At 37.7% G+C, this 12,369-nt stretch carries 13 protein-coding genes; all 13 read right to left on the bottom strand.

From position 1 onward, the window contains the following. Positions 1–347, bottom strand: a 347-nt coding sequence (locus WKF69_RS15265) for an SDR family NAD(P)-dependent oxidoreductase (protein WP_340382951.1), incomplete at its 3' end; no start/stop codon positions are given. After that, positions 340–1,263 (bottom strand): Gfo/Idh/MocA family oxidoreductase, encoded by a 924-nt coding sequence (locus WKF69_RS15260; protein WP_340382949.1) that lies wholly within the window; start codon positions 1,261–1,263, stop codon positions 340–342. The genes WKF69_RS15260 and WKF69_RS15265, both read right to left, overlap by 8 nt. Then, the gene (locus tag WKF69_RS15255) at positions 1,260–1,976 is read right to left on the bottom strand and encodes an acylneuraminate cytidylyltransferase family protein (protein WP_340382947.1); all 717 of its coding nucleotides are present in this window, start codon (positions 1,974–1,976) and stop codon (positions 1,260–1,262) included. The genes WKF69_RS15260 and WKF69_RS15255 overlap by 4 nt, the downstream gene beginning before the upstream one ends. Before the next feature lies 1 nt (position 1,977). Beyond that, positions 1,978–3,027 (bottom strand): nucleotidyltransferase family protein, encoded by a 1,050-nt coding sequence (locus WKF69_RS15250; RefSeq protein WP_340382945.1) that lies wholly within the window; start codon positions 3,025–3,027, stop codon positions 1,978–1,980. Beyond that, entirely contained in the window at positions 3,028–4,140 is a 1,113-nt protein-coding gene (gene neuC, locus WKF69_RS15245) for a UDP-N-acetylglucosamine 2-epimerase (RefSeq protein WP_340382943.1), read from the bottom strand. Continuing rightward, positions 4,137–5,153 (bottom strand): N-acetylneuraminate synthase, encoded by a 1,017-nt coding sequence (gene neuB, locus WKF69_RS15240; protein WP_340382941.1) that lies wholly within the window; start codon positions 5,151–5,153, stop codon positions 4,137–4,139. The genes neuC and neuB overlap by 4 nt, the downstream gene beginning before the upstream one ends. Next, positions 5,150–5,773, bottom strand: coding sequence for an acetyltransferase (locus WKF69_RS15235; RefSeq protein WP_340382939.1), 624 nt, complete (start codon positions 5,771–5,773; stop codon positions 5,150–5,152). The genes neuB and WKF69_RS15235 overlap by 4 nt, the downstream gene beginning before the upstream one ends. After that, entirely contained in the window at positions 5,770–6,924 is a 1,155-nt protein-coding gene (locus tag WKF69_RS15230) for a LegC family aminotransferase (RefSeq protein WP_340382937.1), read from the bottom strand. Before WKF69_RS15230 ends, WKF69_RS15235 begins: the two co-directional genes overlap by 4 nt. Continuing rightward, complete coding sequence (locus WKF69_RS15225; RefSeq protein WP_340382935.1) at positions 6,924–7,922, bottom strand: NAD-dependent 4,6-dehydratase LegB; 999 nt, start codon at positions 7,920–7,922, stop codon at positions 6,924–6,926. Before WKF69_RS15225 ends, WKF69_RS15230 begins: the two co-directional genes overlap by 1 nt. Then, a complete protein-coding gene (locus WKF69_RS15220) occupies positions 7,919–8,968 on the bottom strand; it encodes an NAD-dependent epimerase/dehydratase family protein (protein ID WP_340382933.1) in 1,050 nt (349 codons plus the stop codon). Before WKF69_RS15220 ends, WKF69_RS15225 begins: the two co-directional genes overlap by 4 nt. Positions 8,969–8,971: 3 nt before the next feature. Continuing rightward, entirely contained in the window at positions 8,972–10,249 is a 1,278-nt protein-coding gene (locus WKF69_RS15215) for a nucleotide sugar dehydrogenase (protein ID WP_340382931.1), read from the bottom strand. Between the two features lie 117 nt (positions 10,250–10,366). Continuing rightward, complete coding sequence (gene gmd / locus WKF69_RS15210) at positions 10,367–11,503, bottom strand: GDP-mannose 4,6-dehydratase (protein ID WP_340382929.1); 1,137 nt, start codon at positions 11,501–11,503, stop codon at positions 10,367–10,369. A gap of 309 nt (positions 11,504–11,812) precedes the next feature. After that, positions 11,813–12,369 (bottom strand): UDP binding domain-containing protein (locus WKF69_RS15205; RefSeq protein WP_340382927.1); only part of this gene is annotated, 557 nt, incomplete at its 5' end.

The raw sequence follows: 12,369 nt of genomic DNA, 5'->3' as shown, positions 1-12,369 counted from the left end.
TGTTGAGTAAAATAAAAATAAGAGTTGAGCTGCCCATCTACATTCTTTTGCCAGGAGCTGAATGGAATATCTTCAAACTTGTTTCCCCAATCTGCAGTTCTGGGATAGGCATTATTAACCAGTCCATCAATACGCCCATAACATTGAATTATATCTTCGATACACTTATCAATCGATGACGAGTTGGTAATATCACATTTATATTGAGTCAAATCAGCGGATGTTTCATGATTTATATCTACATTAATGCAAATGCCCCCTTCGTCAGCAATTTGATTGACAATGGAACCTCCTAAAAGGCCATTGCCTCCCGTAACTATAATTAACCTGCCTTTCAATCTATTCATAATTTAGGCAAACTTTCAAAATTTGTAAAGATTCTTCAATCGCGTTCATAGGCCTCTGTTTATTCTCCATACAATCTATGAAATAGCGTAACTGTTCGACGTACGTATCCAAAATATTAAAATCCGGATGTTCAAAAATTATCTTTCCTATATCATTCTCGATAATATTCCTAAGAATATCAACCGTCCAGGTTTCATTTTCGAAAAGAATTTCAATGGTTCTTTTAGGTTTCCTCCGGTAGTAATTGAGTATAACAGAAATATTAAATCTATCATAACAGAGCAAGTAGTTAGCATAGTCAGCTGCAGCTATAGCCAGCGTTGAGGTATTACTTTTAAATGCTTTATAATTATTGGGTTCCCCAAACAACCAAAATGAATAGTCTAGTTCATGAAAAAGGTCAAGATGTACCCCCCCACCCATATCAGCATTAGAGCTGTATACTTTTGTGAAATCTTTTCCTGTTCGCCAATCAGGCAAATAGGAGCCGCAATAGATATTTACTTCATTTATGGCATTTAGTCTCTCTTTAAGTGCTGAATTCAAGAACTGAATACAAGGGTTAAATCGTAAATTACAAGCGACATAATTAAAAACGGTTTTATCTTCCAAGTATTTTTGCAGCTTATTAACTGAAGAAAGACTATGAACAACCGGCTTTTCAACCATTATTGGTATCTCTAGTTCAACCATCTTCTTAATAGAGTCAAAATGAAGGTGAGTAGAGTTAGATATTATTGCAAAGTCAATAGATAATGGTATCTCTGTCAGACTATAAATATTGTGTACATTCTCAAATCTGGTATTATTAACACCTGATCTAAGTGCATATATATCCGGATTCGGATACAAATATCTTAAAGCCTGAATGTGTTTAATTGCAATAGAGCCAAGTCCTATGATCAGCACTTTCATATACAGAAATCTAATTTCTTGTATTTCAACAAAAAATCTAAAAATTCAAAATCAATTGAATGGTCCAGATCAAAACATATGTGAGGCATCAAATAAATCAAAGATTTATCGGTAAAGACATTCTTTAGATCCAGCGTGAAAAATTGCCTTTTATAAAAGTAAAAAGATGCATTCAGATCATATACTAGTGGAGCTGTTTGCCTTGTCATAACACCGGGCTGCCCTTTCACTAGATTGTAGTAATTGTTTTCCTTTTTCTCCACCATATTAAAATATGGATTACGAGCTGCATTATTTACAGAAAAAAGGTTTACTGCATATTTATCAGCAAACAAAAGTTTTTGGGCATTCAGTAAATCCTCGAGAGTCCTTAAAGGAGAGGTAACATCCAGATCCAATATAAAGTCATAGGTAATGCTTTGCCGTGATTCCTGAAAGTTTAACAAGTCTCTGATTGTGTCAATCTTCCCTGCTGTATCGGTTGCAAGATGGGCAGGTCTGGAATAATCATTATATATCCCATAATCAGCCGCCACAGCCTGAATAGCAGAATCATCCGTTGAAACTGCAATATCAGATCCATGTACCTTGGCAAATTGCTTAGCAACATTAATGGTATAAGTTAACAGAGGAAAGCCATTTAACATCTTAATATTCTTTCCTGGAATACCTTTAGAACCTCCTCTAGCGCAAATTGTGATCAGGCTATTCATATCAAAAAGTTATAAAATTAATATCATCCTGCGCTTTTTTATAATCGTCATGCTTACCAATATCTAACCAATAACCTCGAAGAGGATAGGAAGTAACTTTATAACCATCAAGAATTAAATTTTCTAAAAGATCTGTAGCATTGTAAAATTCATTTTTGGGTATTTTTTGACAAATCTCCTTTTTCATGAGATAAATACCCGCATTCGCATAATATGTGTATGTAGGCTTTTCCTTAAAGCTCGCTATTAAATTTTCATTAGTCTCAAGAACAGCATAGGGCACATTTACGTTGTATGGAATGGTAGCCACAGAAAAATCTGCGCCAGAATCCATAAACTCCAGGAAAAACTTTTCATAATCTAAGTTTGTCAGAATATCAGAATTTGTAACCAGAATATATTCATGTTCAAACTCTGGAATAAGTGAAATGCATCCTATCGTACCTAGAGGATCGACCTCATCCAGGTATTTGATTCTTATCCCAAGATTCTTCCCATTCCCAACAAATTCCTTTATTTTATCCCCCAAATAACGAACTGAGATCCAAAAATCATCAATACCAAAACTCACAAGACGATCCAGATTATGTTTAATAATTGCTTTATCGCCCACTATGAGCAACGGTTTCGGAATTTCATCTGTCAATGGTCGAAGCCGCTCGCCTCTTCCACCAGCCATAATCACAGCATCGATCGGCAAATAGGACTTTATATATTTAAAATTGATCACATTGAGAATGATCCCAGTTGAACTGATAACAGGAATCACATTGAAGCCATCATCTCTGAGTTTTATTATTTGCTGAATAGTGTAATTACCTCTTGTGATACATTTTGTATGAGTTTGAATGAACCGATCAATATTGTCATGCAAACCCAAGTCGTTTATTAATCCTCTCCTTACGTCTCCGTCAGTCAATGACCCTAATAATTTCCCCTCTTCATCAACAACAAAAAGAATCGCATCTATAGCTAAATCGTTTAACAGTGTTAAGCAATCTCTTATAGACGTTGATCTCGTTACTAAATGCCTTTTGTAATCGTATTTCATTTAATTAATGTATGTGGAATGCAATACTTCTATCACTTTATCAGCTGCACCACCATTGTAATAGATGTTTACACTTCTTAAATTAGGGAAAGTTTCGATGTCTTTAACAGTCTGTAAAATCGCGTGGGCGTCAATCGGTGTATGAATCACATTCGGACCAGATTCTCTACCTTTCTGACGATCTCCAATGTTAATTACATACTTTCCAAAAGAAGAAGCTTCAATAATGCCGCTAGAGGTGTTTCCAAGCATATAACTACAAAATTTCATGGCCGTAAAATAACTCTGAGACCCTAGATTTTCTATAAGAAATACGTGTTCGGAATACTGAAATTCTTCTATAAGTTTCCTACGCACTGAACTCCCTAATGTGTCTGCATTAGGCATTGTAATTAATACCTGATAACCAGTCAAAGACTTTAAAGCTATAATTAGTTCTCCTGTAAACAATTCGTTTTTATTCATCGCAACCGTTTCGGGATGAAAAGTAGTGAGGATTGTACTTTTGGAAAGGTCAATCCCCCACTTTACTTTAAATTCATCTATAGTCAAAAGATTCAACTTTTTTAAATTGTCAAGACTTAAAGATCCAACATTGTACACATTCTCATTTGTAGAAATCAACTCTTTAACACGTGCAGCACTCATTGCCGTGGCTGCGAAATGAAATTTTGACGCTAGTGTAATACTGTGGCGAAAAACATTATCTATTGCTCCCAGCGTAGTTTCGCCGCCGTGAATATGCGCGAAGGCGATCTGCAAAGGAATCCCGGCGACCACAGCAGCAAACATTTCATATCTGTCTCCCAGGCAAAATACCAGATCAAACTCATCTTTTTGCTGCATCCAAAATTTACTAAACAATTTTATCGTTTCACCAATTGCGTCAGAAATTGCTCCAGGGCTATCAAACTCTGGGACAGTATTTAACTTGAATTCTATTTCGAATCCGTCTTTTTCAATCTCCTTGAAGGTATTTCCATGAGACACGGACAAATGAGTACCAAATACAATGAGTGATAAATTAAAAAATGGTTCCTTTTTCAGCTTCTTCAATAATGGAAGATATATTCCATAATCGGCTCGTGAACTGGTGAGGATAGCAATTCTCATTTATCTAAATCATTAAAAGATAATTTGTGACCTTTTGGCAGATCGAATTTACATTTTAGACCCAAAATATTCCTGAATTTCATTGGCGAGATGCCATCGCCTGGTCTTAACATTTCAAGGTCGTCTTCCTTAATTTGCGAACCGCTCAATTTTGCCCTCGACAAATGAATACTTTTTCTAGCTATTGCTATATTATGCAACTCAGACTCACTTGGCCTTTTTACAGAACTTCCCAAAGCGCTTTCAATATTCCGGATAGCCCTCATCATATCTGTTAACTCGTGCGGTTCTATAGAAGCAGCGTGATCCGGGCCTTCCATTGTCTTATCTAAAGTGAAATGTTTCTCAATAATTTCTGCGCCCAGTGCTACCGCTGCAATAGGTACTTCTATACCCACCGTATGATCTGAATAGCCGATTGATACCCCAAAATGATCCTTCAAGGTTTTCATCGCTAATAAATTTACATCACCAAAAGGGGTTGGATATTCGGTGTTACAATGAAGTACTGAAATTTTCGCTGAGGTTTTCCCTCTCAGTACAGCAATAGTTTCTTCGATTTCCTCCATGTTACTCATTCCGGTAGAAATGATAATCTCTTCTGCTAATTCTGCTATCCTTTCCAAATATGGCAAATTGGTAAGTTCACCGGATGGTATTTTAAATAGTTTAAGGCCCAGCTTCTTTAGAAATTCCAGGCTATCTAAGTCAAATGCAGTCGACAAAAATTTAATCTTTTTCTCGCAGCAATATGACATAAGTTCATAGTGTTGTTTTTCGGATAATTCAAGCTTTTGCAGCATCTGTAATTGGTTTTCAGTTGAATTGGTGGTATTCTTATTCTGATAATCGGCTTTCTTCGCTTCAACGCTAACAAGTTTAGCTGCTTTAAAAGTCTGAAATTTGACATAATCGGCGCCCGCTTCTGCCGCGACATCTATTAATTTCTTAGCCAGATTGATATCACCATTATGATTAACACCTGCTTCTGCTATTATCAAAGTCCTGTTCATAATTTCAATTTGCCCGGATTTCCATACACTAAACTATTATCAGGAACATTTTCGATAATAACAGATCCGGCACCAACAGTTACATTTGTGCCAATCTGAACCCCTTGTTTAATGACCGAATTTGCACCAATGAAACTATTCTTTCCAATCGCCACATTTCCGGCCAACACGGCGCCGGGCGCAATATGCACAAAGTCTCCAATTGAAGCTTCGTGTTCTATCACAGAGGAGGTGTTGCATATCACGCCCTTTCCTATTTTTGACGCCGGGTTAATTACTACGCCCGGCATTATCACAGAACCATAGTCGATACTACAAAATTTTGAAATTATAGAGCATGGATGAACTAGCGACGGCATATTTATATCTAGTCTTGAAAGATGCTGATATATTTTTGAACGAATGACATTGTTACCGACAGCAAGATAGAAATCCGAATCCCTATTTTGGGATAATATGTCGTTGTCAAATTCACTTCCCAGATAAGTGAGGTTGAAGGGATTTCGATTTTTTTCAGCTTCCTCGCAATACTGATAACAACTGATCTGATTTGCGTTTAAAATATCGTACACCACATATGAATGTCCAGAATACCCAACTAATATTGCGCCGTTGCTCATAACCGAACGCTACTAGGTATATTCACTATCCTGTCTGCTAACCATTCACTGTTCTGTTGATTATCCCGTTCCGCCTCTTTAAACATTGGGAGACGGTGCATCAGTTCCCAAACCGGTCTGCACATCACGCCATGCTTATTTGCATATTCTAGAAACTCTTCTCTTATAAATTTATCCGGAAGAATAATACAGTTCAACCAGTAATTAGAACTAGAGTGCTCTGGTTCAGTAACGAATTTAATATTAGAATTCGCGAAGAAGGACTGGTATAGTACAGCCAATTGCCTCTTGTTTGCAACAAATGATTGTAGCTGCTCTAGTTGTGCACAAGCCAAAGCTGCATTAAGATTCGGCATTCTGTAATTATAAGCAACTTCGTCATGGATAAATGCCCATGGGTGAGTCACCTTTGCTTGGGTTGTTAGATGCTTTGCCCTTTTTGCAATGTTAATGTCGTCAGTTACTAAAACTCCACCACCACCTGAAGTAATGGTTTTATTTCCATTAAGACTAAAAACTCCGAGATCCCCAAAACGGCCTGTATGTTTGCTATTGTATAAGCTTCCTAATGACTCGGCAGCATCTTCGATTAAAAAAATATTCCATTTTTTGCAGATAACAGCGATATGATCTATTCTACATGGGAACCCAAATGTATGCATTGGAACACACGCTTTTATTCGTTTGCCTGAATTCTTGTTGTAAGCAAACCCATCCAACCCCATGGTAGCATTCTTCTCAAGATATTCAGATAATGCATAGGGCGACATTCCCATACTGTCAAGGTCAACATCGATAAAGACCGGACTTGCTCCGATATAACTTATCGCGTTGCATGTCGCTATAAAAGTTAAACTTTGGGATAGCACCTCGTCACCACGCCTAACACCTGATAATATCAAGCCAATATGAAGCGCATTAGTACCATTCACCATTGCCACGGCGTACTTGGCCTGAGTTTCATGACAAATCATTTCCTCGAACCGAGTAACATATTGGCCTACTGACGAAACAAACGTCGAATCTATTGCGTCAATTAAATATTCCTTTTCATTGCCGTTAAACGTTGGGGCGTGTAAGGGTATTAAGTCCTGAGCTTTAAATTGTGATTTAATAAATGCGACAATATGTTCAAAGGGAATGGTTTTCATCAAATATTATAGATTTCTGATTTATAGCGGCTCAAATTTTCGGATACTTTAAACCAGCTTATGGTCTCTAAAAGCCCTTGCGAAAGATTAAACATTGGGCGCCACTGTGTACGCTCAATAATTTTGCTATTGCACCCATATAACCTAAACACCTCAGAACCCTCTGGCCTGACACGTTCATCATCAACGACTATTTTGGCGCTAGGATTGATCTGGCGTATTAATTCCTGCGCTAAATCCCGTATTGAAATTTCAGAATTAGTGGCAATATTACAATCGTGACCCAGTAATGAGTCTGATTTAGCAATTTCTATAAACCCTTTGACTGTATCCTTAACATATAGTAGATCTCGCGTTGGTGTGAGATCACCGAGTTTAATATCTTCAATTCCGTTCAAAAGCTGAGTGATAATCGTCGGAATTACGGCTCTGGCTGATTGCCGTGGCCCATAAGTGTTAAAGGGCCGAACAATAGTAATGGGTAGATTAAAGCTGCGATAAAATGAATCGGCGATTGCGTCTGCTCCGATCTTCGATGCTGAATACGGTGATTGCGGCTGTCTGGCGTGCTTTTCATCGATCGGCACATATTGTGCAGTTCCATATACTTCTGACGTAGATGTTATCAAGACTTTTTCTACGCTAAAATCTCTCGACGCTTGGAGGATATTTAGTGTACCCTTAATATTGGTGTCGACATACGTATCTGGAGATAAATAACTAAAAGGAATTGCAATGAGCGCAGCTAAATGAAAAACTATCTGGCAGTCATTCACAGCGTCGCGAACGCCATTAGGGTCGCGAATATCTCCCGAAACCACTTCAATCTCTTTTAACTGGTCTTTTGATAGCGAATCAAGCCAACCCCAACTATTAAAAGAATTATAATATACAAAAGCTTTTACCTTCGCACCTTCTTTTATCAACTCCTCAACCAAATGACTGCCAATAAAACCATCAGCGCCAGTAACAAGAACTTTCTTACCTATTAAAATCATAATACAATTTTCTCATACTCCAGGTACCATTTAGCGAAATCATCTAACCCTTGCTTAATATCCACGCTAGGTTTAAAGTCTAATAAACTTTCCGCGTCCCCAATATCAGCCCAAGTTGCCTCAACATCACCATTCTGCATTGGTAGATACTTCATGACGGCATTTTTATTTAGTGATGACTCAAGGGTTTTAATAAATTCCAAAAGACTAACCGGTTTGTTATTGCCAAGATTAAGAATTCTATATGGTGCGCTTGAACCTATTGTCTTTTCACTTCTATTTTCATTTTTAAAAGGTGCTTTTGTCAACAAAGAAGCGATCCCATCAACAACATCCGATACATGTGTAAAATCACGTTTCATTTTTCCATCGTTGTAAACCTCAATGGTATCCCCTGCAACGATTGCTTTAGTAAAACTATAATAGGCCATATCAGGTCGACCCCAGTTTCCGTAAACGGTAAATAGTCTTAGTCCTGTAGTTGGTAAATCATATAAATGGCTGTAAGAATGAGCCATTAACTCATTGGCCTTCTTTGTGGCGGCATATAAAGAAGCAGGCTTGTCAACATTTTGTGAAGGGGAGAACGGCAGTTCAGTATTTAAACCGTATACACTTGAAGAACTTGCATATATTAAATGTTTGATCTTAAAAGTTCGAGACGCCTCAAGGATATTAATAAAACCTACGACATTAGATTGAATATAAGCTCGTGGATTCTGGAGTGAATAACGAACCCCAGCTTGTGCTGCCAGGTTTATTACGATGTCAATACCCTCCTCTTCAAATATATGATTCAACAAAACCTCGTTTTCGAGGTTCATACGAATAAACTTGTATCCTATAAATTTTTCACTTAGAAAAGCCTTGTCCCAAACAATACGTTCTATTGGAATCCCACTAGCTTTTAATCTTGCGAACTTTAAATTTACATCATAGTAGTCGTTTAGAGAATCGATACCTATTACTTCATGTCCCTCAAGTAATAGCTTGTTCGTAACATGAAAACCAATAAAGCCAGCCGTTCCGGTAATTAAAATTTTCATAAACTATAGCCTACCATCAATTATTGATCTATCTACAAAAGATTTAGTGTCAAATATTACGCTACGAACACTACGCTTAAGCTTTTCCAGATCAAATTCCATGAATAGATCATGTGCAACGGCAATAATAATAGCATCATACTGCCCATCAGGTTCCTTTAATAGATTCAAGTCATACTCTTCCTTCACTTCTAATGCATCTGCCCAAGGATCTACCACATCGACAAGAAGCCCAAATTGCTTTAATTCTTCATAAATATCTATTACCCTCGTATTTCGTATGTCAGGGCAATTTTCCTTGAAGGTGTAGCCCATGATCAATGTCCGCGCTCCCTTTATAGCCAGACCTTTATGAATCATCAGCTTAATTACCTTATTCGCCACAAAAATTCCCATATTGTCGTTCACACGACGCCCAGACAAGATAACTTGAGGATGATAGCCTAGTGATTCTGCCTTATGGGCCAGATAGTAAGGATCCACACCAATACAGTGCCCACCCACCAGACCCGGCTTGTATTTAAGAAAATTCCATTTCGTAGCAGCCGCATCAATAACATCAGACGTGTCAATCCCAATTCTATCAAATATCAGCGCAAGCTCATTAACAAAAGAAATGTTTACATCCCGTTGGGCGTTTTCAATCGCTTTTGAAGCTTCTGCTACTTTAATATTCGGTGCTAAGTGGGTTCCGGCAGTAATGATCGATCCATACAAAGAATTAACTATTTCGGCGATCTCTGGTGTAGAGCCCGAAGTAACTTTTTTTATCTTCGTTAAGGTATTTATTTTGTCGCCAGGATTGATCCTTTCCGGAGAATAACCACAGTAGAAATCTACATTATATTTCATGCCTGAGAACTTCTCCAGTACAGGAACACAATCTTCTTCTGTACACCCTGGATAGACGGTTGATTCATAAATAACTATATCTCCATTTTTCAGCACCTTGCCTAAGAGCTCTGAAGCCTTCAATAAGGGCAACAGATTAGGGGTTTTAAAATGATCGATTGGGGTCGGAACAGTGACAATATAAACATTGCAATCCGCCAAATCTAATGGATTTGATGAAAACACTAGTCCATGTCCGCCGTTCTGAGTTGTAACACAGAACAAATCATTCAAGTCAGCCTCCCTCGTTTTATCATACCCTTCTGACAACTCTTTAATACGATCCAAATTTATGTCGTAGCCCAGAACCTTATACTTTTTTGCAAATTCTATAGCTAAGGGAAGTCCTACATATCCTAAACCTACTACTGCTATTTTGTATTCACTCATTTGCAAAAATATTTTCTACGATCCATCTGTTAATAAAAAGCAACGATTAAAATTAAACTTATGAGGCGCCATTTATGCATCCCTTTGAAACACTATCTGTAGAAAAGAAGCTTACCCTTACTCAAAGTAGTTAAGTGTTTTAAACCCGCCCGACGCAAGATACTCATCCTTTTGCACCAGGTTAAGATCAGACAACACCATTTCCTTGATTAATGCGGAAAGATTATATTTTGGCTTCCACCCTAATTTTGTGTTTGATTTGCTAGGATTGCCAACCAACAAATCTACTTCAGTTGGCCTGAAGTATTTAGAATCTACTTTAATAACCGTCTGTCCAGATTTTAAACACCCTGCATCAATGCCTAGTTCCAAGCACTTTTCGTTATTAATATGTATTATAACGCCTTTTTCCTGTTCGCCAACTCCACTAAATTCCAATTCTATTCCCAATTCAAAAAAGGCTAATCTTACAAACTCCCTAACTGACGTAGTAACTCCAGTGGCAATTACAAAATCTTCGGCTTTCTCTTGTTGCAGTATCAACCACATAGCTTCAACGTAGTCTTTCGCATGCCCCCAATCTCGCTGAGCCGAAAGATTTCCTAAGTATAAACATTGTTGAAGTCCAAGCGCAATTTTTGCAGTCGCTCGGGTTATTTTACGAGTAACGAACGTTTCCCCTCTAACAGGACTCTCATGATTAAATAGTATACCATTACAAGCATATATGTCGTAGGCTTCTCTATAATTGACGGTAATCCAATATGCATACATTTTAGCTACTGCATAGGGAGAGCGTGGATAAAAGGGTGTCTTTTCCGATTGTGGAACTTCTTGAACTAATCCATACAGCTCGGAAGTAGATGCCTGATAAATTCGTGTTTTTTTCTGTAGCCCTAAGAGTCGTATGGCTTCCAATATTCTAAGGGTACCTATACCATCAGCATTAGCTGTATATTCTGGAGTTTCGAAGCTTACATGAACATGGCTCATGGCAGCGAGATTATATATCTCGTCTGGTTGGACCGCCTGGATTATTCTAATTATATTAGTAGAATCGGTTAAATCACCATAATGGAGTTTTAACCGAACATTCGAGTCATGCTGATCCTGGTATAAATGATCAATTCTATCGGTATTAAAGGATGAACTACGCCTTTTGACACCATGCACAAAGTAACCTTTTTTTAATAAAAGTTCGGTCAAATACGCACCATCTTGCCCAGTTATCCCTGTAATCAAAGCTACCTTCATGATTTTTTTTCGACAAAAATATTAAAAATATCCACATAACATCTAAAATTGATAATAGTACCTCAGGGGGCTGGCGCCGATAGGCAAGGAACCTGAAATAAGATTAACGTTCTCTCAATACCGGATTGAAAACCATAATAGAAATCTATATCGCCGACTTCTCGGAGATTATATGCGTAAAAGAACTGCTTGTAGGAAGGCTACTTAACGATAAAATAAAAGTAGAATAATGCTGTCGATTGAATACGTAATTAATCACACTGCTTAACGACGCATATATAAAATCTTAACAATACGTTTACTTCAAGATCAATATGCGGTTTCCAAGCATAATTTATCAATTACTTTTCGGCCAATGCTGTTATAATAATACCCGCAGTCAATCATTTTTGGAAGATCATATAAGTTCCGTCCATCAAATATCACTTTGTTTTTCATAATGGAGCTCATCTTCTCAAAGTCCGGAGTTCTAAACACCGACCACTCGGTTACGATCATTAGGGCATCCGCACCCTCGAGAATATCATATTGATTTGCACCATAATGAATGTTATCTCCTTTGAGCTTTTGCACATTCGTCATAGCTTCAGGGTCGAATGCCCACACCTGCGCACCATCCTTTAAAAGTTCATCTATAATATACAATGAGGGAGCTTCCCGAATATCATCCGTTTCCGGCTTAAATGCAAGGCCCCATATAGCAATTTTCTTTCCTTTCAAATCCCCATTATAATATTTCCTCATTTTTTTTACCATGAGCGTTTTCTGGATCTCATTAACCTGCATAACGGATTCCAAGATTTTGAATTCGTAATTATTCTCTCTGGCCGACTTTGCCAGAGCCTGAACATCTTTAGGAAAACAAC

Source organism: Daejeonella sp., assembly GCF_037719425.1.
GTDB lineage: Bacteria > Bacteroidota > Bacteroidia > Sphingobacteriales > Sphingobacteriaceae > Daejeonella.
Note: the sequence above shows the minus strand (reverse complement) of the source record. Positions and strands in the feature narration are given on the sequence as shown.